Source organism: Streptomyces hypolithicus (assembly GCF_052934925.1).
In genome coordinates this window covers 1,283,614-1,308,235 of the sequence record NZ_CM128811.1, presented here as the reverse complement: position 1 = coordinate 1,308,235, position 24,622 = coordinate 1,283,614, and the positions used below count along the sequence as shown (strand labels likewise).

Annotated in this window: 21 protein-coding genes and 2 pseudogenes; 14 read left to right on the top strand and 9 right to left on the bottom strand. The window is 70.3% G+C overall.

What is annotated here, in order from left to right:
* The first annotated feature begins 134 nt into the window (after positions 1-134).
* Positions 135-692 carry a TetR/AcrR family transcriptional regulator gene (locus ACU6WZ_RS05925; protein ID WP_447033881.1) on the top strand — a complete coding sequence of 186 codons (558 nt, stop codon included), beginning with the start codon at positions 135-137 and terminating at the stop codon, positions 690-692.
* Between the two features lie 164 nt (positions 693-856).
* Here the strand turns inward: ACU6WZ_RS05925 and ACU6WZ_RS05920 are convergent.
* A pseudogene (locus ACU6WZ_RS05920) lies at positions 857-1,261 on the bottom strand (peptidoglycan DD-metalloendopeptidase family protein); the annotation flags it as partial.
* A 318-nt stretch (positions 1,262-1,579) separates the two neighbouring features.
* Here ACU6WZ_RS05920 and rpsB point away from each other — a divergent pair.
* From rpsB to ACU6WZ_RS05875, 9 genes are all read left to right on the top strand, one after another.
* Positions 1,580-2,551: a 30S ribosomal protein S2 gene (rpsB, locus tag ACU6WZ_RS05915; RefSeq protein WP_447032066.1), complete on the top strand. Its 972-nt coding sequence runs from the start codon at positions 1,580-1,582 to the stop codon at positions 2,549-2,551.
* A 102-nt stretch (positions 2,552-2,653) separates the two neighbouring features.
* Positions 2,654-3,499, top strand: coding sequence for a translation elongation factor Ts (tsf, locus tag ACU6WZ_RS05910; protein WP_447032065.1), 846 nt, complete (start codon positions 2,654-2,656; stop codon positions 3,497-3,499).
* A 158-nt stretch (positions 3,500-3,657) separates the two neighbouring features.
* Positions 3,658-4,437, top strand: coding sequence for a UMP kinase (pyrH, locus tag ACU6WZ_RS05905; RefSeq protein WP_447032064.1), 780 nt, complete (start codon positions 3,658-3,660; stop codon positions 4,435-4,437).
* Between the two features lie 157 nt (positions 4,438-4,594).
* A complete protein-coding gene (frr, locus tag ACU6WZ_RS05900; protein WP_447032063.1) occupies positions 4,595-5,152 on the top strand; it encodes a ribosome recycling factor in 558 nt (185 codons plus the stop codon).
* Positions 5,152-6,147, top strand: a complete 996-nt coding sequence (locus tag ACU6WZ_RS05895) for a phosphatidate cytidylyltransferase (protein WP_447032061.1) — start codon at positions 5,152-5,154, stop codon at positions 6,145-6,147. The genes frr and ACU6WZ_RS05895 overlap by 1 nt, the downstream gene beginning before the upstream one ends.
* A gap of 248 nt (positions 6,148-6,395) precedes the next feature.
* Positions 6,396-7,508, top strand: a complete 1,113-nt coding sequence (gene rlmN / locus ACU6WZ_RS05890) for a dual-specificity RNA methyltransferase RlmN (RefSeq protein ID WP_447032060.1) — start codon at positions 6,396-6,398, stop codon at positions 7,506-7,508.
* A gap of 222 nt (positions 7,509-7,730) precedes the next feature.
* Complete coding sequence (locus ACU6WZ_RS05885) at positions 7,731-8,822, top strand: thiamine ABC transporter substrate-binding protein (RefSeq protein ID WP_447032059.1); 1,092 nt, start codon at positions 7,731-7,733, stop codon at positions 8,820-8,822.
* A 35-nt stretch (positions 8,823-8,857) separates the two neighbouring features.
* Positions 8,858-10,477, top strand: a complete 1,620-nt coding sequence (locus tag ACU6WZ_RS05880) for an ABC transporter permease (protein ID WP_447033880.1) — start codon at positions 8,858-8,860, stop codon at positions 10,475-10,477.
* Positions 10,477-11,496: an ABC transporter ATP-binding protein gene (locus ACU6WZ_RS05875; RefSeq protein ID WP_447032058.1), complete on the top strand. Its 1,020-nt coding sequence runs from the start codon at positions 10,477-10,479 to the stop codon at positions 11,494-11,496. The genes ACU6WZ_RS05880 and ACU6WZ_RS05875 overlap by 1 nt, the downstream gene beginning before the upstream one ends.
* A gap of 109 nt (positions 11,497-11,605) precedes the next feature.
* Here the strand turns inward: ACU6WZ_RS05875 and ACU6WZ_RS05870 are convergent, their stop codons facing one another.
* From ACU6WZ_RS05870 to ACU6WZ_RS05845, 6 genes are all read right to left on the bottom strand, one after another.
* Positions 11,606-11,788: a hypothetical protein gene (locus ACU6WZ_RS05870; protein WP_447032057.1), complete on the bottom strand. Its 183-nt coding sequence runs from the start codon at positions 11,786-11,788 to the stop codon at positions 11,606-11,608.
* A gap of 76 nt (positions 11,789-11,864) precedes the next feature.
* The gene (locus tag ACU6WZ_RS05865) at positions 11,865-12,986 is read right to left on the bottom strand and encodes an LOG family protein (RefSeq protein WP_447033878.1); all 1,122 of its coding nucleotides are present in this window, start codon (positions 12,984-12,986) and stop codon (positions 11,865-11,867) included.
* Positions 12,987-13,054: 68 nt separating this feature from the next.
* Positions 13,055-14,227, bottom strand: coding sequence for a hypothetical protein (locus ACU6WZ_RS05860; RefSeq protein WP_447032056.1), 1,173 nt, complete (start codon positions 14,225-14,227; stop codon positions 13,055-13,057).
* Positions 14,209-14,940, bottom strand: a complete 732-nt coding sequence (locus ACU6WZ_RS05855) for an ABC transporter ATP-binding protein (RefSeq protein WP_447032055.1) — start codon at positions 14,938-14,940, stop codon at positions 14,209-14,211. Before ACU6WZ_RS05855 ends, ACU6WZ_RS05860 begins: the two co-directional genes overlap by 19 nt.
* A 161-nt stretch (positions 14,941-15,101) precedes the next feature.
* Entirely contained in the window at positions 15,102-16,481 is a 1,380-nt protein-coding gene (locus ACU6WZ_RS05850) for an aspartate aminotransferase family protein (RefSeq protein ID WP_447032054.1), read from the bottom strand.
* A complete protein-coding gene (locus tag ACU6WZ_RS05845) occupies positions 16,466-16,972 on the bottom strand; it encodes an Lrp/AsnC family transcriptional regulator (RefSeq protein WP_447032053.1) in 507 nt (168 codons plus the stop codon). Before ACU6WZ_RS05845 ends, ACU6WZ_RS05850 begins: the two co-directional genes overlap by 16 nt.
* Before the next feature lie 164 nt (positions 16,973-17,136).
* Here ACU6WZ_RS05845 and ACU6WZ_RS05840 point away from each other — a divergent pair, with 164 nt between their 5' ends.
* Both ACU6WZ_RS05840 and ACU6WZ_RS05835 read left to right on the top strand, forming a co-directional pair.
* Entirely contained in the window at positions 17,137-18,576 is a 1,440-nt protein-coding gene (locus tag ACU6WZ_RS05840) for a gamma-aminobutyraldehyde dehydrogenase (protein ID WP_447032052.1), read from the top strand.
* Positions 18,577-18,675: 99 nt separating this feature from the next.
* Positions 18,676-19,839, top strand: a complete 1,164-nt coding sequence (locus tag ACU6WZ_RS05835) for an ABC transporter substrate-binding protein (RefSeq protein ID WP_447033877.1) — start codon at positions 18,676-18,678, stop codon at positions 19,837-19,839.
* 3 nt (positions 19,840-19,842) lie between these two features.
* On the opposite strand, the pseudogene ACU6WZ_RS05830 reads toward ACU6WZ_RS05835, so the two are convergent.
* Positions 19,843-20,540 (bottom strand): annotated as a pseudogene (locus ACU6WZ_RS05830) (glycerophosphodiester phosphodiesterase).
* 261 nt (positions 20,541-20,801) lie between these two features.
* The gene (locus ACU6WZ_RS05825) at positions 20,802-21,827 is read right to left on the bottom strand and encodes an adenosine deaminase (protein ID WP_447032051.1); all 1,026 of its coding nucleotides are present in this window, start codon (positions 21,825-21,827) and stop codon (positions 20,802-20,804) included.
* A 163-nt stretch (positions 21,828-21,990) separates the two neighbouring features.
* Here ACU6WZ_RS05825 and ACU6WZ_RS05820 point away from each other — a divergent pair, with 163 nt between their 5' ends.
* The gene (locus ACU6WZ_RS05820) at positions 21,991-22,725 is read left to right on the top strand and encodes a DUF4190 domain-containing protein (protein ID WP_447032050.1); all 735 of its coding nucleotides are present in this window, start codon (positions 21,991-21,993) and stop codon (positions 22,723-22,725) included.
* Between the two features lie 258 nt (positions 22,726-22,983).
* Positions 22,984-24,501 (top strand): gamma-aminobutyraldehyde dehydrogenase, encoded by a 1,518-nt coding sequence (locus ACU6WZ_RS05815; protein WP_447032049.1) that lies wholly within the window; start codon positions 22,984-22,986, stop codon positions 24,499-24,501.
* Positions 24,502-24,622: the final 121 nt, after the last annotated feature.

The window sequence follows — 24,622 nt, the reverse complement described above, 5'->3', positions numbered from 1 at the left end:
CCTGCCGCCTGCCTGCCCGCCACCCGGCCGGCCTGTCGCACAGCCCGCAGCCGCACAGTCGCCCTGCCGTCCGCATCGTCAGGGCGGTGGGTCATCCGTAGAGTGGGACCGTGCCAAGGATTCGAGCGGCCTCGGTGGCCGAGCACCGGACGATGCAGCGCGGCGCCCTGCTGGACGCCGCCCGCTCCCTGCTGTCCGAAGGCGGTACGGAGGCGCTGACCTTCCCCGCCCTCGCCGAGCGCACCGGCCTCGCCCGGTCGTCTGTGTACGAGTACTTCCGTTCGCGCGCCGCCGTGGTCGAAGAGCTGTGTGCCGCCGACTTTCCGCTCTGGGCCGCCGAGGTCGAGAACGCGATGGCCGGCGCCGGTACTCCGGCGGGCAAGGTCGAGGCCTACGTGCGGGCTCAGCTGACCCTGGTCGGCGACCGGCGCCACCGCGCCGTGGTCGCCATCTCCGCGAGCGAACTCGACGCCGGGGCGCGCGAGAAGATCCGTGCGGCGCACGGGGGCCTGGTGACGATGATCGTCGAGGCGCTCGGTGACCTGGGGCACGACCAGCCCCGGCTGGCGGCGATGATGCTGCAGGGGGTGGTCGACGTGGCGGTGCGGCGCATTGAGCTCGGCGCGGCGGAGGAGCCGGACGTGATCGCGGACTCGGCGGTCGCCATGGCTCTGGGCGGCGTGCGGGGCTGAGTCCCCGCGCCGACCGTCGCCGACGGCGGGCCGGTCGAGACGTCGAAGACCGGGAGCAGGCGCGGCGGGCCGCGTCGCAGCAAGCCCGGGGGGAGCAGCGTCAGTGGGTCCAGGTAGGTCTCGCCGCGCAGCAGCCCCCAGTGCAGGCAGCCGGACGGGCAGTGGAACGGGCCGTTCTGCAGGACGCCCACCACTTGCCCCGCCCGCACCTCCTCGCCCTGGGCGACCAGCGCCCGCACCGGCTCGTACGTCGTCCGCAGCGGCGGGTCGCCCGTCCCCGACAGGGCGATGGACAGTACCCCGCGCCCGCCCACCGGCCCCGCGAAGGAGACCCGGCCGGGGGCCGCCGCCCGTACCTCCGCGCCCGGCGGGGCGGACAGGTCCGCCCCGCGGTGCCCCGCCGCGTACGGCGACGGGGGCGCGTCCCAGCCGCGTAACACCGTGGGGCGCCCGCTCACCGGCCACACCGCGCCCGGGACCGCATCCGAGGCCGCACCCGGTCCCGAGCCAGAGACCGCGCCCGGAACCGCGGCAGGGGCCTGCCCGGGTCGGCCGAGAAGAATCGCCATGAGGATCAGCGCCAGCATCGTCATTGGTCGTCGTCGCATACCGAAACGGTCGCGTGGCGGGCCGGTTCGTGGGGATCATGGCCGGGATCTGTGGACTGCCGACCGGTTGTGGACATCGCCGTCACCCGGCACTGCGGAGGTCCCGTACACTTCTTGTGGCGATCCGGGTCACCGGGTCGACTTCGCACGCCCCGCCACCCAACCTTCTCTGCGGTCGGTGGCCGCGCCGCTCGGTCCTTCGTGGCACGGCGCATGGGGCGTCAGGCGCGACAGCAATCCTGCCGTCGCGGCAAACCGAGTAACTCAAGGAGTACGGCCATGGCCGTCGTCACGATGCGGGAGCTGCTGGAAAGCGGCGTCCACTTCGGTCACCAGACCCGTCGTTGGAACCCGAAGATGAAGCGTTTCATCTTCACGGAGCGCAACGGCATCTACATCATCGACCTGCTCCAGTCGCTGTCGTACATCGACCGCGCCTACGAGTTCGTCAAGCAGACCGTCGCCCACGGCGGCTCCGTCATGTTCGTCGGCACCAAGAAGCAGGCGCAGGAAGCGATCGCCGAGCAGGCGACGCGCGTGGGCATGCCCTACGTCAACCAGCGCTGGCTCGGCGGCATGCTGACCAACTTCTCCACCGTCTACAAGCGCCTTCAGCGTCTGAAGGAGCTTGAGCAGGTCGACTTCGAGGACGTGGCCGCCTCCGGCCTCACCAAGAAGGAGCTCCTGGTCCTCTCGCGCGAGAAGGCCAAGCTGGAGAAGACCCTCGGCGGTATCCGCGAGATGTCCAAGGTGCCCAGCGCCGTCTGGATCGTGGACACCAAGAAGGAGCACATCGCCGTCGGTGAGGCGCGCAAGCTCCACATCCCGGTCGTCGCGATCCTCGACACCAATTGCGACCCCGACGAGGTCGACTACAAGATCCCCGGCAACGACGACGCGATCCGCTCCGTCACGCTGCTCACCCGCGTGATCGCCGACGCCGTCGCCGAGGGCCTCATCGCCCGTTCCGGCGCCGCGACCGGCGACTCCAAGCCGGGCGACAAGGCCGCCGGCGAGCCGCTCGCCGAGTGGGAGCGCGACCTGCTCGAGGGCGACAAGAAGGCTGATGAGGCCGCTCCGGCCGCGGACGCCGCTGTCCAGACCTCCGCCGAGACCGAGAAGGTCGCCGACGCCGAGCAGGCCGACGAGGCCGCCGCTCCGGCTGCCGACGAGGCTGCCGACGACGAGGCTGCCGCCGACGAGCCCGCTGCCGAGGCTGTCGCCCCGGCCGCCGAGGCCGAGCAGGCCTGACACCCTGTCACGGTTGACGACGGCGGGGGAGGGCGCCACAAGCGCCCGCCCCCGCCGCCACCCGTAGATCTTCGCTTCGACTTCGAGAGAGATTCACAGATCATGGCGAACTACACCGCCGCGGACGTCAAGAAGCTCCGCGAGCTCACCGGCGCCGGCATGATGGACTGCAAGAAGGCCCTCGACGAGGCCGACGGCAACGTCGACAAGGCCGTCGAGGCTCTGCGTATCAAGGGTCAGAAGGGCGTCGCCAAGCGCGAAGGCCGTTCTGCCGAGAACGGTGCCGTCGTCTCCCTCATCTCCGAGGACAAGACCTCCGGCGTCCTGCTCGAGCTGAAGTGCGAGACGGACTTCGTCGCCAAGGGCGAGAAGTTCCAGGCCGTCGCCAACACGCTCGCCGCCCACGTCGCCGCCACCTCCCCGGCCGACCTCCAGGCGCTGCTCGCGTCGGAGATCGAGTCGGGCAAGACCGTGCAGGCGTACGTCGACGAGGCCAACGCCAACCTCGGCGAGAAGATCGTCCTGGACCGCTTCGCGCAGTTCACCGGCGGGTACGTGGCCGCGTACATGCACCGCACCATGCCCGACCTCCCGCCGCAGGTCGGTGTGCTGGTCGAGCTGGACAAGGCGACCGACAGCGCTGCCGAGATCGCCAAGGATGTCGCTCAGCACATCACCGCGTTCTCGCCGAAGTTCCTGAACCGTGACGAGGTCCCGGCCGAGACGGTCGAGAATGAGCGTCGTGTCGCCGAGGCCACCTCCCGCGAGGAGGGCAAGCCCGAGGCGGCCCTGCCGAAGATCGTCGAAGGCCGCGTCAACGGCTTCTTCAAGGACGTCGTCGTGCTGGAGCAGCCGTTCGCCAAGGACAACAAGAAGTCCGTCCAGAAGGTCCTGGACGAGGCCGGCGTCACGCTGAAGCGCTTCTCGCGCATCCGCGTCGGCGGCTGAGTCCGTACGCGATCGACCCAAGACCCCGATAGGGTCTGACGCAGTCGTCCGCGTGCGCGCCGGGCGACCGCAGATCTGACGAGGAGGCCATTGCCGCAGAGGGAACCGCAAGGATCCACCGGCAATGGCCTTCTTCGTATGTGCACGAGGAGATCTCCATGAATCAGGGCGCGGACGCCAAACAGTCTGCCGACGACACGATCGACCCCGGCAAGAAGACCGGCCGCTTCATGCTGAAGCTGTCCGGTGAGGCGTTCGCCGGCGGTGGGGGGCTCGGAGTCGACCCCGACGTCGTGCACGCCATGGCACGCGAGATCGCCGCGGTCGTACGCGACGGCGCCGAGATCGCCATCGTCATCGGCGGCGGCAACTTCTTCCGCGGTGCCGAGCTGCAGCAGCGCGGCATGGACCGGGCGCGTTCCGACTACATGGGCATGCTCGGTACGGTCATGAACTGCCTCGCCCTCCAGGACTTCCTGGAGAAGGAGGGCATCGACTCCCGCGTCCAGACCGCCATCACCATGGGCCAGGTCGCCGAGCCGTACATCCCGCTGCGCGCCGTACGTCACCTGGAGAAGGGCCGCGTCGTCATCTTCGGCGCGGGCATGGGCATGCCGTACTTCTCCACGGACACCACCGCGGCGCAGCGCGCCCTGGAGGTTGGCGCCGAGGCCCTGCTCATGGGCAAGAACGGCGTGGACGGGGTCTACGACTCGGACCCCAAGAAGAACCCGGACGCGGTGAAGTTCGACGCGCTGGAGTACGGCGAGGTCATCTCGCGCGACCTCAAGGTCGCCGACGCCACCGCCGTCACCCTCTGCCGCGACAACGCGCTTCCGATCCTCGTCTTCGAACTCCTCACCGAGGGCAATATCGCGCGCGCCGTCAAGGGTGAGAAGATCGGCACCCTCGTGAGTGCGCAGGGCACCCGGAACTGACCGGGTGGCCGCCCCGATGCGGGGATGGACAAAGCCCTGCCGGTCGGACACCGTGCAGGACTAGTTGCAGGACCAATGCAGGACCAGACGCGCGTAACTGCGGGCCTGGGCGCCGAGAGTTGGCGCCCGGCCCACTCGAGACATGCAGGAGCAAGTGGTGATCGAAGAAATCCTTCTCGAGGCCGAGGAGAAAATGGAGAAGGCCGTCCTGGTCGCCAAGGAGGACTTCGCCGCGATCCGCACGGGCCGTGCGCACCCGGCGATGTTCAACAAGATCGTGGCCGACTACTACGGCGCGCTGACGCCGATCAACCAGCTCGCCTCGTTCTCGGTGCCCGAGGCGCGGATGGCGGTCGTCACGCCGTTCGACAAGAGCGCGCTGCGCAACATCGAGCAGGCGATCCGGGACTCCGACCTGGGCGTCAATCCGAGCAACGACGGCAACATCATCCGGGTGACGTTCCCCGAGCTGACGCAGGAGCGCCGCAAGGAGTACATCAAGGTCGCCCGGACCAAGGCCGAGGACTCCAAGATCTCGATCCGCTCCGTCCGCCGCAAGGCCAAGGAGACCCTCGACAAGCTCGTCAAGGACAAGGAGTCCGGCGAGGACGAGGTCCGCCGTGCGGAGAAGGAGCTCGACGACACCACCGCGAAGTACGTCGCGCAGGTGGACGAGCTGCTCAAGCACAAGGAAGCCGAGCTGCTCGAGATCTGATGAACGACTCTTCCTGGGGGGCCCCGCCGCGGAGCGACTTCGCCGGCGTGTGGGGACCCTCCGACCAGGGGCCTGCCCCGGCGGGTCCCGCCTACGAAGTGCATCAGGCCGATCAGACTCGCCCCATGCCCATCGTGCCCGAGGAGCCCATGCCCACTCCGCCGATTCCCCCGCCGAAGAAGCGTGCGGGGCGTGATCTGCGCGCTGCCATAGGGGTGGCCGTGGGGCTCGGCGCGGTGATTATCGCGTCGCTCTTCGTGTGGAAAGCGGCCTTTGTCGGTGTGGTCGCGGTCGCCGTGGTCGTCGGGCTGTGGGAACTGATCTCGCGGCTGGAAGAGCGCAAGAAGATCAAGGCGCCGCTGGTGCCGCTCGCGGTCGGTGGCGCGGCGATGGTCGTGGCCGGGTACGTCAGGGGCGCGGAGGGCGCCTGGGTCGCCATGGCGCTCACCGCGCTCGCGGTGCTCGTGTGGCGGATGACGGAGCCGCCCGAGGGTTACCTCAGGGACGTTACGGCCGGTGTGTTCGCGGCGTTCTACGTGCCGTTCCTTGCCACGTTCGTGGCCATGATGCTGGCGGCGGACGACGGCGCGCAGCGGGTGCTCACGTTCCTGCTGCTGACGGTGGTCAGCGACACCGGGGCGTACGCCGTGGGGTGGCGCTACGGCACCACCAAGCTCGCTCCGCGCATCAGCCCCGGCAAAACCCGGGAAGGGCTGTGCGGCGCTATCGCCTCGGCGATGGCGGCGGGCGCCCTGTGCATGGAGTTCCTGGTGACCGACGGGACGTGGTGGCAGGGGCTGGTGCTCGGTCTCGCGGTCTCCGTCAGCGCGACCCTCGGTGACCTGGGCGAGTCCATGATCAAGCGCGACCTCGGCATCAAGGACATGGGCACGCTTCTGCCGGGGCATGGCGGCATCATGGACCGGCTCGATTCGCTGTTGCCTACGGCGCCGGTGGTGTGGCTGTTGTTCGTGGTGTTCGTGGGGTCGGGCTGAGAGCGCGGCGCCGCGCGGCGGGCAGCCGCACACCGACGCTGGTGTGGGCGTTGCTGGTGATCTTCGTCCGGGCCGGCTGACGCAGTCCGGTTACCCTGGAAGGGCGCGTCGCTCATGAGCGACGCGCCCTTGTCGCCCCGCAGACGCGGGGGTGATCTTGTGAGGTCTCCTGGCGCCGGCATCGTCCTGCCGCCTGCTCCGCTGCGGCGGAGATCGCCCGGCCTCGTCGTACTGAGGAGTTACCACCCATGACACCCCCCGTACCGGGAGAGCTCACCTTCGTCGCGCCGCGCGGTGCGACGAAACCCCCGCGGCATCTGGCCGACCTCACACCGGCCGAGCGCCGCGAGGCCGTGGCCGCGATCGGTGAGAAGCCGTTCCGCGCCAAGCAACTGTCGCAGCACTACTTCGCGCGGTACGCCCACGACCCGGCGGAGTGGACCGACATCCCCGCGGGGTCGCGGGAGAAGCTCCAGGCTGAGCTGTTGCCCGACCTGATGAACGTGCTGCGGCACATCAGCTGTGACGACGACACCACCCGCAAGACGCTGTGGAAGCTGCACGACGGCACGCTCGTCGAGTCCGTGCTGATGCGCTACCCGGACCGGGTCACCATGTGCATCTCGTCGCAGGCCGGATGCGGCATGAACTGCCCGTTCTGCGCCACCGGACAGGCCGGCCTCGACCGGAACCTGTCAACCGCCGAGATCGTGCACCAGATCGTGGACGGTATGCGGGCGCTGCGCGACGGCGAGGTCCCCGGCGGGCCCGCCCGGCTGTCCAACATCGTCTTCATGGGCATGGGCGAGCCGCTCGCCAACTACAAGCGGGTCACCGGCGCCATCCGCCGTCTCACCGACCCCGAGCCCGACGGCCTCGGGCTGTCGCAGCGCGGCATCACCGTCTCCACGGTGGGTCTGGTCCCGGCCATGCACCGCTTCTCCGACGAGGGCTTCAAGTGCCGCCTCGCCGTGTCGCTGCACGCCCCCGACGACGAGCTGCGCGACACCCTCGTGCCGGTCAACACGCGCTGGAAGGTGCGTGAGGTGCTGGACGCGGCCTGGGAGTACGCCGAGAAGTCCGGCCGCCGCATCTCCATCGAGTACGCCCTGATCCGGGACATCAACGACCAGGCGTGGCGCGGTGACCTGCTGGGCCGCCTCCTCAAGGGCAAGCGGGTGCACGTCAACCTGATCCCGCTGAATCCCACCCCCGGCTCGAAGTGGACCGCGTCGCGTCCCGAGGACGAGAAGGCGTTCGTCGAGGCGATCGCAGCGCACGGCGTGCCGGTGACCGTACGGGACACCCGTGGCCAGGAGATCGACGGAGCGTGCGGACAGCTGGCGGCCACCGAGCGGTAGGGCCCGTGTAACGTGGGCCGCACATTTACATATTCCGACAGGGGAGCGCCACAGCGCTGAGAGTGCGGCACGCTTTTCACGAGCCCAGCCCGCAGACCCTCAGAACCTTGCCCAGGTCATTCTGGGTAGGAAGTTCGGTCACCACTCGAGCTGTTGCGCCCTGCCCGTTTCCGCGGGCAGGGCCGCGTCTCTTCCTGGATGTCCCATCCCAGGAGGAATTCAGTGAGCACCACCAAGAAGTTCGCCGTCACCGCGCTGGCCGCCGCCCTCGGCGTCTCCACGCTCGCCGCCTGCGGGGGCGAGGACGCCGCGGGGTCTGGCGACGGCAAGAAGTCCAAGACCGTGACGCTGGTCAGCCATGACTCGTTCAACGTCTCCAAGTCCGTCCTGAAGGCGTTCACGAAGGAGACCGGCTACACGGTCAAGGTCCTCAAGAGCGGGGACGCCGGCGCCGCCCTCAACCAGGAGATCCTCACCAAGGGCTCCCCGCGCGGCGACGTCTTCTTCGGCGTCGACAACACGCTCCTCTCGCGCGCTCTCGACAACGGCATCTTCACGTCGTACGAGGCCAAGGGGCTCGGCGCGATACCGGCCGACGTGCAGCTCGACAGCGGCAAGCACCGGGTCACGCCCGTCGACACCGGCGACATCTGCGTGAACTACGACAAGAAGTACTTCGCCGACAAGAAGCTCGCGCCGCCGAAGTCCTTCGACGACCTCGCGAAGCCGGCGTACAAGAACCTGCTCGTCACCGAGAACGCCGGCACCTCCTCGCCCGGCCTCGGCTTCCTGCTCGGCACGGTCGCGCAGTACGGCGACGACGGCTGGCAGGACTACTGGACCAAGCTCAAGGCCAACGGCGTCAAGGTCGTCGACGGCTGGGAGCAGGCCTACAACGAGGAGTTCTCCGGCTCCGCGGGCGGTAAGAGCGCCAAGGCGGACCGGCCGCTGGTGGTCTCGTACGCCTCCAGCCCGCCCGTCGAGGTGCTGTACGCCGACCCGCAGCCCAAGGAGGCGCCGACCGGCGTCGCGACGGCCACCTGCTTCCGGCAGACCGAGTTCGCCGGCCTGCTGACCGGGGCGAAGAACGAGGCCGGCGGCAAGGCGCTCATCGACTTCATGGTCGGGAAGAAGTTCCAGGAGGACATGCCGCTCAACATGTTCGTGAACCCGGTGATCGAGGACGCGAAGCTGCCGGAACTGTTCACGAAGCACGGCGTCGTGGTCGACGAGCCCAAGACGGTCGCTCCCGACAAGATCGCCGACAACCGTGAGCAGTGGGTCAAGTCGTGGTCCTCGCTCGTCCTGAAGTAACCGGGGGCATGCGAGGCGCGGCGCGGCTCGCCCTGATGGCCGGGCCCGTCGTGTTCTTCGCCGTCTTCTTCGCCTACCCCGTGGCCGCGATCGTCGGCCGCGGGCTCCAGGTGGAGGGCGTCTGGCAGTTCGGCCGGATCGGGGAGGTACTCAGCGATCCGGCCGTCCTGGACGTGCTGTGGTTCACGACGTGGCAGGCACTCGCCTCGACGGCGCTGACCCTGCTGATCGCGGCCCCGGCGGCGTACGCCTTCGCCCGGCTCGACTTCCCCGGCAAGCAGCTGCTGCGCGCCGTGGTGACCGTCCCGTTCGTGCTGCCGACCGTCGTCGTCGGTACGGCGTTCCTTGCGCTGCTCGGCCGGGGCGGACCGCTCGACGAGGCGTGGGGGGCGCGGCTCGACACGACGGTGTGGGCGATCCTGCTCGCGCACGTCTTCTTCAACTACGCGGTGGTCGTACGAACCGTCGGCGGCCTGTGGTCGCAGCTCGACCCGCGTCAGGAGGAGGCCGCCCGCGTCCTCGGCGCCGGGCGCCTCGCGGCCTGGCGGCGGGTGACGCTGCCGGCGCTCGCCCCCGCCGTGGCCGCCGCCGCGCTGATGGTCTTCCTCTTCACCTTCACCTCCTTCGGTGTCGTCCAGATCCTCGGCGGCCCCGCCTACGCCACGCTGGAGGTGGAGATCTATCGGCAGACCGCGCAGCTGCTGGATTTGCCGACGGCCGCCGTGCTGACGCTGGTGCAGTTCGCGGCGGTGGGCGCGATCCTCGCCGTACACGCGTGGACCGTACGGCGCAGGGAGTCGGCCCTCAAGCTCGTGGACCCCGCCGAGACCGCCCGGCGGCCGCGCGGGGCGGGACAGTGGGCGCTGCTCGGCGGGGTGCTGGCCACGCTGGCGGTGCTCATCCTGCTGCCGCTCGCGGTGCTGGTGGAGCGGTCGCTGGACGGTCCTGACGGGTACGGCTTCGCGTACTACCGCGCGCTTCAGTCGGTGGACGCCGGCGGGGGCACCTTCCTGGTACCGCCGCTGGAGGCGGTGTGGAACTCGCTGGAGTACGCCCTGGTGGCGACCGCCATCGCGCTGGTGATCGGCGGGCTCGCGGCGGCGGCCCTGACCCGGCGGGCCGGGCGGCTGGTGCGAGGATTCGACGCGCTGCTGATGCTGCCGCTGGGTGTTTCGGCCGTCACGGTCGGCTTCGGTTTCCTGATCACGCTGGACCGGCCGCCGCTGGACCTGCGCACCTCCTGGATCCTGGTGCCGCTGGCCCAGGCCCTGGTGGGCGTTCCCTTCGTCGTACGGACCATGCTTCCGGTACTGCGGGCGGTCGACGCGCGGCTGCGTGAGGCGGCGGCGGTGCTCGGGGCGTCGCCGCTGCGGGCGTGGCGGGAGGTCGACCTGCCGCTGGTGCGGCGGGCCCTGCTGGTGGCCGCCGGGTTCGCTTTCGCGGTGTCGCTGGGCGAGTTCGGGGCGACCGTTTTCATCGCGCGGCCCGACAATCCGACCCTTCCGGTGGCCGTGGCGCGGCTGCTGGGACGTGCCGGGGACCTCAACTACGGGCAGGCGATGGCCCTGAGCACGATTTTGATGTTGGTGTGCGCGGTGTCGTTGCTGGTCCTCGAACGTCTGCGGCCCGACCGAACCCGATCCGGGGAGTTCTGATGTTGCGGCTGGACAGGGCGAGCGTGCGGTTCGGGAAGCGGGTCGCGCTCGACGCGGTGGACCTGGAGGTCGCCGAGCACGAGATCGTCTGCATCCTCGGGCCGAGCGGAAGCGGCAAGTCCACGCTGCTGCGGGTCGTCGCCGGGCTCCAGTCGGCGGACGCCGGGCGGGTGCTGCTGGAGGACCGCGACCAGGGCGGGGTGCCGGCGCACCGGCGGGGAGTCGGCCTGATGTTCCAGGATCACCAGCTCTTCCCGCAGCAGGACGTCGGCGGGAACGTCGCCTTCGGGCTGCGGATGCGCGGCGACTCGAAGGCCCGGCAGGCGGACCGGGTGGGCGAACTGCTGGAGCTGGTCGGCCTGCCGGGGGCGCAGCGCCGCGGCATCGCGACCCTGTCGGGCGGCGAACAGCAGCGCGTCGCGCTCGCCCGCGCGCTCGCCCCGCAGCCGAGGCTACTGATGCTCGACGAGCCGCTGGGGCAGCTGGACCGCGGCCTGCGCGAACGGCTGGTCGTCGAACTGCGCGGACTTTTCTGCCAGTTGGGTACGACCGTCCTGGCCGTCACGCACGATCAGGGTGAGGCATTCGCGCTCGCCGACCGGGTCGTCGTGATGCGTGAAGGCCGGATCGCGCAGAGCGGTACGCCGCTTGAGGTCTGGCAGCGGCCCGCCTCGGAGTTCGTCGCGCGCTTCCTCGGCTTCGACAACGTCGTCGCGGCCACGGTCGGCGGCGAGACGGCGGACACGGTGTGGGGCAGGATCCCGGTGCCGGCCGGGTCCCCGCAGGGTGAGGGCCGCGTTCTGGTCCGCCCGGCGGGCGTCGGGCTGGTCCCGGCCGCGGACGGGCTGCCGTGCACGGTGACGGCGCGCACGTTCCGGGGCAACCATGTCGCCGTACTCCTCCAGCCCGCTGACGGGCCGCAGTTGGAGGCGGAGTGCGCACTGCGGGACGCGCCGGACGAGGGGGCGCGGGTGGGCGTCGCGTTCGCGGCGGACGAGGTCGTACTGCTGCCGTCGTGAGGCCGGTGGTGGAGCGGGGGTGGAGCGGGGTGGAGCGAAGGCTGAGCGCGGTCGAGCGGGCCACGGGGGCGGCGGCCCGAACCTGCCGGACCGCCGCCGCCCCGCGGGCTCAGTTTCTGCGGCCTCGGCCCCGGCCACCCCAGCCGCTGCCGATCCCGGCCACGTGCAGGGCCAGTAGGGCCAGCCCGATGAGCATGATGTTGACGGAAGAGAAGACGTCGTTGGTCGAGATGTCCGCCGCGTTGAGGATGAACGCGATGAAGAACAGAACTGCGGCCGCGATGGCGAGCATGGGGTCTCCTTCTTGGGATTTTCTTGGGATTCTCGAAGTGGTGACTCCCGTCTGCCCCGCACGTGCCCGACTTAACTCAGCGTGCGCCGCCGGACATCCGGTCGAGCGCTGCCGGGGCTTCCTCGACGCTGTCGACCAGGGCGATGCGGGTCTCCATTGCGCGGTCCTTGGCCAGAGCCTGGAGGAGCGGCCAGGCGGGGAGCCTCTCGGTCCAGTGGGTGCGGTCGACCAGGACCATGGGGGTCGGTTCGCCGCGCGACTCGTAGTAGTTGGGGGTCGCGTTGTCGAAGATCTCCTGGACGGTGCCGGCGGCGCCTGGCAGGAAGACGACGCCGGCGTTGCAGCGGGCGAGGAGGCCGTCCTCACGGGTGGCGTTGGCGAAGTACTTGGCGATGTGGCCCGCGAAGGCGTTCGGCGGCTCGTGGCCGTAGAACCAGGTGGGGATGCCGACCGAGTCGCCGCCCGACGGCCAGCGGTCGCGGATGTCGAAGGCGGTACGGGCCCAGTCGGAGATCGACGGGGTGAACGACGGCGTCTTGGCGAGGAGTTCGAGGGCGTCGTCGAGGGCGGTGTCGTTCCCGAAGGGCGCCATGTACGCGCCGAGGTTCGCCGCCTCCATCGCGCCGGGACCGCCGCCGGTGGCCACGGTCAGGCCGGCGCGGGCCAGGGAGCGCCCGAGACGGGCGGCGCCGGCGTACGCGCTGGTGCCGCGGCCCATGGCGTGGCCGCCCATGACGCCGACGACGCGGGCGCCGGAGAGGTGTTCGTCGAGGGCGTCCGAGATGGCGTCGTCGTGGATGGCGCGGAGCATCGAGGCGAGTATGTCGCCGTCCGCCTTGGTGCGGTTGAACCAGGCGTAGGCGAGGGCGTCGGGGGTCGCCTCGTAGCCGGCGTCCAGGTCCTGGAAGAGGGCTCCGGCCGTATAGAGCAGGCCGCGGTACGGGTCGAACGGCAGGTCCGGGACCGGCGGGAAGACCACCGCGCCGTCCGCACGGACCTTCGCCAGGCCGGCGGCGTCCATGGGGCAGCCGAGGAATATCGCGGCGGACGTGTCCACGGCGAGGAGAGCGGGGGTGCGGGCCGTGAGATCGACGGCCTGGAGCCGGTAGCCGGCGAGTGAGCCGCGTCGCACGACGTCGTCGAACTCTTCGATGGTTTCGATCTCGCGGTCGGGGACGGGGCCGGTTGCGGGGTTCATGGGGTGAGGCACGCGACGATGCTAGGCGGTGGGCCCGCGAACCCCGGCTTCGGGCCGCGAGCCCGGCGCTAGCCCGCCAGCGGCAGCGCCGCCAAGGACGCGACCGCCCAGGTCAGGGGGGCGAAGACGGCGAGGATGGCCCCCGCCCTCAGGGCTGCTGACCTGCGCAGCGTCTGGGCGGGCGCGCCCAGACGGCCAAGCGCCCGCGTGGTGTCCGCGCGTGCGTGCTTGGCTTCCAGCGTCGCGGTCAGCAGCGTCGCCACCGTGCAGCCCATCACCAGGGCCGCGCCCAGGCCGGTGAGCGGGCCGAAGGGGTGCGGGCCGGCGCCCGGGCCGTACAGGCTCGCCGACGCGATCACCGCCGACGCCACCGCGCAGACCACGCCCAGCGGCCGCCCGATGCGCTGCGCCTCGGCCATCAGGACCCGGCCCGCCAGCAGCCGGATCACCCTGGGGCGTACGGACTGCAGCAGCCGGCCGCACAGGTACGTGAGACCCGGCCCCGCCATCGCCAGGCCCAGCGCCGTCAGCGCCCAGCCCGCCAGCACCCCTGCCGGGACGACGTCGAGCCGCCCCGGCAGGGCGAGCCGTACACCCGGCGGGCCGGAGGCGGCGTACGTCTCGACCGCGAGGCCGGCCGCCGTCAGGGCCATCCCCCAGGGCAGGCCGGTGGGGATGGCGGGTCCGGCGGGCCGCTCGTGTTCGTCGGCCCGCCCGGTCCGCGCCGGCCGGCGCGGACGCAGCGCCAGCGCGCTCGCGGCCGCCGCCGTGACCGGCACCAGGCACAGCAGGGTGAGCGCCGCAGCCGGCGGCAACGGCTGCTCCGCGCCCAGCAGCCGGGCGGCCGCCCCGTCGAACGGCAGGCCCGTGAGTTCGCCGCGCAGGTGGAGGTAGAACAGCAGGGCGAGCGCGGAGCCCAGGGTGCAGGAGAGCGCGGTCGACACCGCCGCGAGCGTCGTCAGGCGGGCCGGGCCGAGGCCGACGGCGGACAGCCCGGTACGTGGCGGGTGGGTGCTCGGGTCCGTACGGGCCACCGCCACCGCGAAGTACACCGTCGCCGCCAGCGGGGCCAGACACCACAGCAGCCGCAGCACGGAGCCGCGGGACTGCGCGGGGTGGCCCAGGGCGTGACCGAGCGTGCTCAGCAGGAGGAAACCCACACCGGCCGACGCCGCCGCGACCAGCAGCCGGCGCAGCAGGACCAGCGGGTGGGTGCCCCGGGCTAGGCGGAGAGCGAGCACGCGGCCCGGCCTTCCTCCACACCGTCGGCCTGCGCCGAGTTCGCGCGGCGTCCGTCGATCAGCGAGACCGTACGGTCCGCGAGGGCGGCCACTTCCGAGTCGTGCGTGGCGAGAACGACGGTGATCCCGTGCGAGCGGGCCGCGGTGGTGAGCGTACGCAGCACCTGGGCCCGGTCCGTGCGGTGCAGCGGCGCCGTCGGCTCGTCCGCGAAGATCACCGCCGGCTTCGTGACCAGGGCGCGCGCGACGGCGACGCGCTGGCGCTGCGACTGCAGGAGCGCGGCGGGGCGTTTGCGGGCGACCACGCCGATGTCGAGCCGCTCCAGCCACTCCACGGCGGCCTTCTTCGCGACCCGGTGCGAGACGCCGTGCAACAGGAGGGGGAGCGCGGCGTTCTCCCACGCGGTCAGCTCCGGTACGAGCCCCGGCTCCGGGCCGATCCAGCCGAACCGGTCACGGCGCAGCCGCTCGCGCAGCGAGCCGCTCATGGTGTGCACGGGCGTGCTGTTGAACCAGACCTCGCCCTGCTGCGGCACCAGCTGACCGGACAGGCATCGCAGGAGGGTCGTCTTGCCGCTGCCGCGCGGGCCGCCAACGGCGAGGATCTCCGCCTCGCGGACGCCCAGCGAGACTCCGGTGAGGGCGGGGGAGCCGCTGTGAGAGTGGTGCAGGGAGCGTGCCCAGAGCACATCGTTGTCCGGTGGGGCCACCATGGCGTACACCTCGGTTCACGTCTGGAAAGTGACACGTTAGGGATCCGGGGCGCGGTGGTGGGGAAAGCGCGCGGCCCGGACGCATCCGTTCTCACTCGAACGGGCGCATCCGGGCCGCGGTGGGGCCGTACGGCCGGTCTCAGCCGGCCGGTCTCAGCCGATCAGAGCTTCGTCCAGGCCTCCGTGAGGACCGCCCGCAGGATGCCCTCGATCTCGTCGAAGGTCTCCTGCGTGGAGATCAGCGGCGGGGCGAGCTGCACGACCGGGTCGCCACGGTCGTCGGCCCGGCAGTACAGGCCGTTCTCGAACAGCGCCTTGGAGAGGAAGCCATACAGCACGCGCTCCGTCTCCTCGTCGGTGAAGGTCTCCTTGGTGGCCTTGTCCTTCACCAGCTCGATGCCGTAGAAGAAGCCGTTGCCGCGTACGTCGCCGACGATCGGCAGGTCGTTCAGCTTCTTCAGCGTCGAGAAGAACGCGTCCTCGTTGTCGAGGACATGCTGGTTGAGGCCCTCGCGCTCGAAGATGTCGAGGTTGGAGCAGCCGACCGCCGCGGAGACCGGGTGGCCGCCGAAGGTGTACCCGTGCAGGAAGGTGTTGTCACCCTTGTAGAACGGCTCGGCCAGGCGGTCCGAGATGATACACGCGCCGATCGGGGAGTAGCCCGACGTCATGCCCTTGGCGCAGGTGATCATGTCCGGCACGTAGTCGAACTTGTCGCACGCGAACATCGTGCCGAGTCGGCCGAAGGCGCAGATGACCTCGTCGGAGACGAGCAGCACGTCGTACTTGTCGCAGATCTCGCGGACCCGCTGGAAGTACCCGGGCGGCGGCGGGAAGCAGCCGCCGGCGTTCTGCACCGGCTCCAGGAAGACGGCGGCGACCGTCTCGGGGCCCTCGAAGAGGATCTCCTGCTCGATCTGGTCGGCGGCCCAGCGGCCGAAGGCCACCGGGTCGTCGCCGTGGATCGGCGCGCGGTAGATGTTGGTGTTCGGCACCTTGTGCGCGCCCGGGACGAGCGGCTCGAAGGGCGCCTTGAGGGCCGGCAGGCCGGTGATGGACAGGGCGCCCTGCGGGGTGCCGTGGTAGGCCACCGCGCGGGAGATCACCTTGTACTTCGTGTAGTTGCCGGTGAGCTTGTGGTACTGCTTCGCCAGCTTCCACGCGGTCTCGACGGCCTCGCCGCCGCCGGTGGTGAAGAAGACCTTGTTCAGGTCGCCCGGCGCGTAGTTGGCGAGGCGCTCGGCCAGCTCTACGGCCTTGGGGTGGGCGTACGACCAGATCGGGAAGAAGGCGAGTTCCTGCGCCTGCTTGTACGCGGTCTCGGCGAGCTCGTGACGACCGTGGCCGGCGTTGACCACGAACAGGCCGGAGAGGCCGTCGAGGTACTTCTTGCCTTTGTCGTCGTAGATGTAGGTGCCCTCACCACGCACGATGGTGGGCACGGGTGCGTTCTCGTACGACGACATCCGGGTGAAATGCATCCACAGGTGGTCGTACGCGGTCTTGGAGAGGTCCTGGCTCACGACTATCGGGTTCCCCACATATAGGTCTGCTTCTTCAGCTTGAGGTAGACGAAGCTCTCGGTGGATCGCACGCCGGGGAGCGAACGGATCCTTTTGTTGATCACTTCGAGCAGGTGGTCGTCGTCCTCGCAGACGACCTCCACCATGAGGTCGAAGGAGCCCGCGGTCATCACCACGTACTCACATTCGGCCATGGCAGTCAGCGCTTCGGCGACGGGGTCGAGGTCGCCCTCGACGTTGATGCCGACCATGGCCTGCCGCCGGAAACCCACGGTGAGCGGGTCGGTGACGGCGACGATCTGCATCACGCCCTGGTCGAGCAGCTTCTGCACCCGCTGGCGCACAGCCGCCTCGGAGAGGCCCACGGCCTTGCCGATGGCGGCGTAAGGACGGCGTCCGTCCTCCTGGAGCTGCTCGATGATCCCCAGAGAGACGGCATCGACCGCGGGGGACGCACCGCTCCCGGTTCTGGAGTCTGCGCTTCTACTGGCCACGCCCACACCATGCACGACGTCTCGTCCGTTCCGCAACCCTAGAACGTTGTTATTCGTTGTTTGCGGCCTCCGATCTCACTGAATCCGAAGTTCTCGGTGGTCGGGTATGTCGAAAGCGATACCGGAGCGACTAGTGTGGGGATCTCAGCAATCGGACATCTGACTAGGGAGGGGTGGCAGTGACCACCGAACTGCGCCGCCTGCGCAACTACATCGACGGAGAGTTCCGCGAAGCCGCCGACGGGCGGACCCTCGACGTGGTCAACCCGGCCACCGGCGACGTGTACGCCACCTCGCCGCTCTCCGGCCAGGAGGACGTCGACGCCGCCATGGCCGCCGCCGCCGCGGCCTTCCCGGCCTGGCGCGACACCACGCCCGCCGAGCGTCAGAAGGCGCTGCTCAAGATCGCGGACGCCTTCGAGGAGCGTGCCGAGGAACTGATCGCGGCCGAGTCCGAGAACACCGGCAAGCCCATCGGTCTCACGCGGACCGAGGAAGTCCCGCCGATGGTGGACCAGATCCGCTTCTTCGCGGGCGCGGCCCGGATGCTCGAAGGCCGCTCGGCCGGCGAGTACATGGAGGGGCTCACCTCCATCGTCCGGCGCGAGCCGGTCGGCGTATGCGCGCAGGTCGCGCCGTGGAACTACCCGATGATGATGGCTGTGTGGAAGTTCGCCCCGGCGATCGCCGCGGGCAACACCGTCGTCCTCAAGCCGTCGGACACCACCCCGGCCTCGACGATCCTGATGGCGGAGATCATCGGTTCCATCGTCCCCAAGGGTGTCTTCAACGTCGTCTGCGGCGACCGTGACACCGGCCGGGCGATGGTCGAGCACCCGACCCCGGCGATGGCCTCCATCACCGGTTCCGTACGGGCCGGCATGCAGGTCGCCGAATCCGCCGCCAAGGACGTCAAGCGGGTCCACCTGGAGCTCGGCGGCAAGGCGCCCGTCGTGGTCTTCGGCGACACCGACATCCCCAAGGCCGTCGAGGACATCTCGGTCGCGGGCTTCTTCAACGCCGGGCAGGACTGCACGGCCGCGACGCGCGTGCTCGTGCACGACTCGATCCACGACGAGTTCGTGACCGCGCTGACGAAGGCCGCCGCGGAGACGAAGACCGGGCAGCCGGACGACGAGGACGTGCTGTACGGCCCGCTCAACAGCGCCAACCAGCTCAAGCAGGTCAGCGGGTTCATCGAGCGGCTGCCGGCCCACGCCAAGGTGGAGACGGGCGGCCAGCGGGTCGGCGACAAGGGCTTCTTCTACGCCCCGACCGTCGTCTCCGGCCTCAAGCAGGACGACGAGATCATCCAGAACGAGGTCTTCGGCCCCGTCATTACCGTCCAGTCCTTCACCGACGAGGCTCAGGCCACCGAGTGGGCCAACGGCGTCGACTACGCGCTGGCGTCCTCGGTGTGGACCAAGGACCACGCCCGCGCGATGCGCATGTCCAAGAACCTCGACTTCGGCTGCGTGTGGATCAACACCCACATCCCGCTGGTCGCCGAGATGCCGCACGGCGGGTTCAAGAAGTCCGGTTACGGCAAGGACCTCTCGGGCTACGGCTTCGAGGACTACACGCGCATCAAGCACGTGATGACCTCGATCGAGGGCTGACCAGGACGCTGGCCGACAGGGGCGGGCGATAGACAGACTGTCTATTGCCCGCCCCTCCTGCGCGGGACGAGGGTGGGGGCCATGAGTGATCTTGGTCATGTGTCGCGTCGTACGCTGCTCCGCGGACTCGGGACGGCAGGCGCGCTGGCGGCGCTCACCGGGTGCGGGGTGCCCGCCGCGTACGTCGAACCGGGGGACCGGGCCGCGGGTGACCGCTCGGGCCGTGACCGCAGCCTCAACTTCGCCAACTGGCCGCTCTACATCGACACGGACGACGAGCACGAGTCCGAGCGGCCCACCCTGCGTTCCTTCACAGAGGGCACCGGGATATCCGTCCGCTACACCGAAGAGATCAACGACAACGACGAGTTCTTCGGCAAGATCAGCCCCGCGCTGATGAACCACCAGGAGACCGGGCGCGACCTGATCGTCATCAGCGACTGGATGGCCGCCCGGTTCGTACGCCTTGGCTGGGTGCAGGAGATGGACCGGGCGAAGCAGCCGAACGTCGCCAAGTACCTCGATCCGCAGCTGCGCACGCCCGCCTTCGACGACGGCCGGCGGCACTCCGTGCCCTGGCAGTCCGGGATCACCGGCATCGCGTACAACCGCAGGAAGCTCGGCCACGAGATCCGCTCCACCTCCCAGCTGTGGGCGGACGACCTGCGCGGCAAGGTGACGCTCTTCTCCGGCCTCGACGAGAGCTTCGCGCTGCTGATGCAGGGCAACGGCGCCGACGTGACGCGCTGGGGCGCCGACGACTTCGACGCGATGTGCGAACAGGCGGAGAAGCTGGTCGCCGCCAAGCACATCCGGCGCTTCACCGGCAACGACTACATCAAGGATCTGGCAGGCGGCGACGTACTGGCCTGCCAGGCGTACTCCGGCGATGTCATCCAGCTCCAGGCCGATAACCCGGACATCGAGTTCGTGGTGCCGGAGGAGGGCGCGGAGCTGTGGGCGGAAAGCCTGATGATCCCCAACCTCGCCCGCCACAAGCGCAACGCGGAGCGACTGGTCGACCACTACTACGACCCGGAGGTCGCGGCGGAGCTGGCGGCCTGGGTCAACTACGTCTGCCCGGTCCCGGCCGCCCGCGACATCCTCGCCTCCGCCAAGGACAAGGAGACCGCCGCCCTCGCCGAGGACCCGCTGATCTTCCCCGACGACGCGATGCGGAGCCGGCTCGCCATCGCCCGGGACATCACGTCCGAGGAGCGCGTGGACTTCGCCAAACGGTGGAACGCGATCGTCGGTCTGTAGGTACTACGGCCGCTGTTCGCCGCGCGCCTTGACGACGGCGTGCAGTACGTCGATGCGGTTGGTGGTGATCGAGTCCGCGCCGCGGTCGATCAGGCGGCGCATCGTGCGGGCGGTGTCCGCCGTCCAGGCGGAGACCAGCAGACCGTCCCGGTGCAGCCGGTCGGTGAGTTCGCGGGTGACCAGGCCGAAGCGGTAGTTCAGCCATCGCGGTGTGATCGCGTCGAGGAGGATGGCCGGGGGCGGGGCCTGCGTGGTCCAGGTCAGGGCGGTTTCGGCGGCGGGGTCCGCGGCGCGTACGGCCAGCATGATGGAGGCGTTCGAGCAGTAGTACGCGCGCTCGCCCGCCCCGCACTCGTGGACGGCGCCGACCACGGTGCGTACCGAATCCTCCGTGGCGCCCGGCAGGTCGATCATGACGCGGTGGGCGCCGACGGCGCGCAGCGCCTCGCGCAGGGTGGGGACGCCGCCGCGGCTCAGCTCGGTCACGTCCCGCGCGGTGAGGTCGGACAACAGCAGGTCGTGGCCCCAGAGTCGCTTGAACGAGTCGTCGTGCAGCAGGACCGGGACGCCGTCGCGGGTCAGCCGGACGTCGATCTCGACGGCGTCCGCGCCCGCTCCACCGCCGAGCGGATCGAGGCGAGGGTGTTCTCGCGGAACAGATAAGGGTCGCCGCGGTGAGCCACGGCAGTGACAGTGCGCATGCGCCCATTGTCGCCTCACGTCATGGCACGGTGTACGGCATCCGGCTTACGGCCTGGTGCGCGATAGGGGGCGGGCCCGCGACGCCGGCTACGGCACCTCGCCGCGTTGGCGAAACGCCCTGATAGCTCCGCTATGAGGAGGCTCCGCCGCCTTGCGATGCACCGCATCCGACGCCGCGGGCGTATCCGCCCCCTATCGCGCACCAGGCCGTTACGGCCTCCCCCACGATACGGAGCGGGCTCCCGGCGCGCGGGAGGTCGTTACCGCGCGAGCCAGTTCGCCGTGTACGTGTCGATCTCGGAGGCGATCCTGTCCTTGCCCGCAGGGTCGAGGAAGGACGCCTCGACCGCGTTCTTGGCGAGTTCGGCGACGCCCCGCTCGTCGAGGCCCAGCAGCCGGGCGGCCACCCCGTATTCGCTGTTGAGGTCGGTGCCGAACATCGGCGGGTCGTCGCTGTTGATCGTGACCAGGACGCCGGCCTCCGCCATCTGCTGGAGCGGGTGTTCGTCCAGCGTGGCCACCGCCCGGGTGGCGATGTTGGACGTCGGGCAGACCTCCAGCGCGACGCGGTGCTCCGCCAGGTGCGCCAGCAGCGCCGGATCCTGGACGGAGCTGGTGCCGTGGCCGATGCGCTCGGCGCGCAGGTCCTTCAAGGCGTCCCAGACCGTCTCGGGCCCGGTGGTCTCCCCGGCGTGCGGCACGGAGTGCAGACCGGCCGCGATCGCACGGTCGAAGTACGGCTTGAACTGCGGGCGCGGTACGCCGATCTCCGGACCGCCGAGCCCGAACGACACCAGGCCCTCGGGCCGCAGGTCCACCGCCAGCCTGGCCGTCTCCTCCGCCGCCTCCAGACCCGCCTCGCCCGGAATGTCGAAGCACCAGCGCAGCACGGTGCCCAACTCGGTCTCGGCCGCCTTGCGGGCGTCCTCGATCGCCTCCATGAACGCCTTCTCGTCGATCCCGCGCCGGGTCGAGCTGAACGGCGTGATGGTCAGCTCGGCGTACCGGATGTTCTGCCTGGCCATGTCGCGGGCGACCTCGAAGGTCAGCAGCCGGACGTCCTCCGGAGTGCGGATGAGGTCCACGACGGACAGGTAGACGTCGATGAAGTGCGCGAAGTCGGTGAACGAGAAGTAGTCCGCGAGCGCTTCCGGGTCGGTGGGGACCTTCGAGTCGGGGTGGCGGGCCGCCAGCTCGGAGACGATACGGGGAGAGGCGGATCCGACGTGGTGCACATGCAGTTCGGCCTTGGGCAGCCCCGCGATGAAGGGGTGCAGATCGGTCATCGGGTCCTCCGGGTGTACGGGCCTGTGGGGCGGTGAGTGCGGGGGTGCGGGTGAGTGCGCCGGTGCCTGGGGCGGGTGTGCGGCGGTTCAAGGATCATCGCAGGCGGCCATGGGGTGCCGGAAGGCAGGCCGTAGCATGGCGGAATCACGATGGGGGAGGCACATGTCAGACAACGCACAGCACCCCTCGGGCCCGCAGCCCGAGCAGCCGAGGGACCCGTGGGCGCCGCCGGAGCAGCCGCAGCGCCCGGCGTACGGGGTGCCGATGGACAAGCCGCCGGCCGGCCTGCCCCCGGTGCACGACCAGCAGACCGTCACCTCGATGCCGGGCTCGGACCCGGGACCGGGCTTCGGCCCGAGCGCCGGTGCGGGCCACGCCCCCGGGCAGGGGTCCGTGCCGCCGCCTCCGGTCGCGCCGACAGGCCCGGGCCCCGCGGCCCCGGGTGACTACGGCTACCCGAACTACCCGGCCCCGCAGGCCCCGGCGGCGTACAGCACCGGCGGCTACCCCGGATACCCGGGCTACGGCGCCGGCGCGGGCCCGGCCGGCTGGACCGGCCAGCAGCAGGCTCCCGCGAACGGCTACGGCATCACCGCCATGGTGCTCGGCATCATCTCCGTCACCTTCTTCTGCGCGTACGGGCTGGGCGTCATCCTGGGCGTCCTCGCTCTGATCTTCGGCATCCTGGGCCGCAAGCGCGTCCAGCGGGGCGAGGCGACCAACCAGGGCATGGCGCTTGCCGGGATCATCCTCGGCATCGTGGGCTTCCTGCTCAGCGCGGCGTTCCTCGCGATCGCCGTCTTCGCGATCGTCCAGGCCGACAAGCACAGCGACAACGACTCGGACACCTACGACCCGTACGCGAACTCCTCGCTGGTGGTCGATCACCGCCGGTAGTCACCTCCCACCCAGCTCCCACCCGCCCCAGGCCCGGTCGAAATCGACCCGGACCTGGGGCGGAGCCATGAGGCGGACACTCCGTACGGTATTTCCTCGCGGACGCGACACATGGTCGACCGATTCCGTCGCGTAACCAAAAGGCAACAACGGAATCACTTGTTGAAGAAGAGTGGCTCTGTCAGGATCGGCACTCAAATCGAGCTGGAGCTACGCCGACCCCCGCTGAGCGGGGAGCGGCCGGCGGAGGAGAGCGTCATGGTCAACCGCTTCCAGGTGCAGGACCGGTTCGCGGACGGAGCGCAGTACATCGGCGGCCGGCTGCGGGCCGGCACCTCGGGCCGCACCCACGCGGTCGTGAACCCCGCGACCGGCGAGCAGGTCTACACGTACGAGCTGGCGTCACCCGCCGACGTCGACGACGCGGTCGCCGCCGCCGTTGCGGCCTTCCCCGGATGGTCCGGCGCGACCCCCGCCGAGCGCTCCGAAGCGATGCACCGCTTCGCCGCCGTACTGGACGCGCAGGCCGAGGACTTCGCGTACGCCGAGTCGCTCCAGTGCGGCAAGCCGGTCAAGCTGTCCACCGAGTTCGACGTGCCGGGCAGCGTCGACAACACCGCCTTCTTCGCGGGCGCCGCGCGCCACCTGGAGGGCAAGGCGGCCGGTGAGTACTCCGGCGACCACACCTCGTACGTACGCCGCGAGCCGATCGGCGTCGTCGGCTCCATCGCACCCTGGAACTACCCGCTCCAGATGGCCGCGTGGAAGGTGCTGCCCGCCATCGCCGCGGGCAACACCATCGTGCTGAAGCCCGCCGAGATCACGCCGCTCACGTCGATCATGTTCGCCCAGGCGGCGACCGAGGCCGGCATTCCGGACGGTGTCGTCAACATCGTCACCGGCGCTGGCAAGGACTGCGGCGAACACCTCGTCGGTCACCCGGATGTCGTCATGACCTCTTTCACCGGGTCGACGGCCGTCGGCAAGCGGGTCGCCGAGATCGCCACCTCCACCGTCAAGCGCCTCCACCTCGAACTCGGCGGCAAGGCCCCCTTCGTGGTCTTCGACGACGCCGACCTCGAAGCGGCCGTCAACGGCGCGGTCGCCGGATCGCTGATCAACACCGGCCAGGACTGCACCGCCGCCACGCGCGCCTACGTCCAGCGCCCGCTCTACGACGCCTTCGTCACCGGCGTCGCCGAGCTGATGGAGAGCGTGCGAGTCGGTGACCCCTTCGACCCGGCCACCGACCTCGGGCCGCTCATCAGCCACGCCCAGCGCGACCGGGTGGCCGGTTTCGTCGAGCGGGCCCGCTCGTACGCCCGCGTGGTGGCCGGCGGCGAGGCGCCCGGAGGGGACCTCGCCAAGGGCGCGTACTACCGTCCCACCCTCGTCGCCGACGCCCCGCAGGACAGCGAGATCGTCCAGGCCGAGATCTTCGGCCCGGTCCTCGTCGTGCTGCCCTTCGACACCGACGACGAAGGTCTCGCCCTCGCGAACGACACCCCGTACGGACTCGCCGCCTCGGCCTGGACCCGGGACCTGTTCCGCGCGAACCGGGCCACCCGCGAGATCAAGGCGGGCTGTGTGTGGATCAACGACCACATCCCGATCATCAGCGAGATGCCGCACGGCGGATACAAGGCCAGCGGCTTCGGCAAGGACATGTCGGCGTACTCCTTCGAGGAGTACACGCAGGTCAAGCACGTGATGTACGACAACACCGCGGTCGCCCGCAAGGACTGGCACCGCACGGTCTTCGGGGACCGCTTCTAACGGCCTGGTGCGCGATAGGGGACGGGCCCGCGACGCCGGCTACGGCACCTCGCCGCGCTGGCGAAACGTCCTAATAGCTCCGCTATGAGGACGCTCCGCCGCCTTGCGATGCACCGCATCC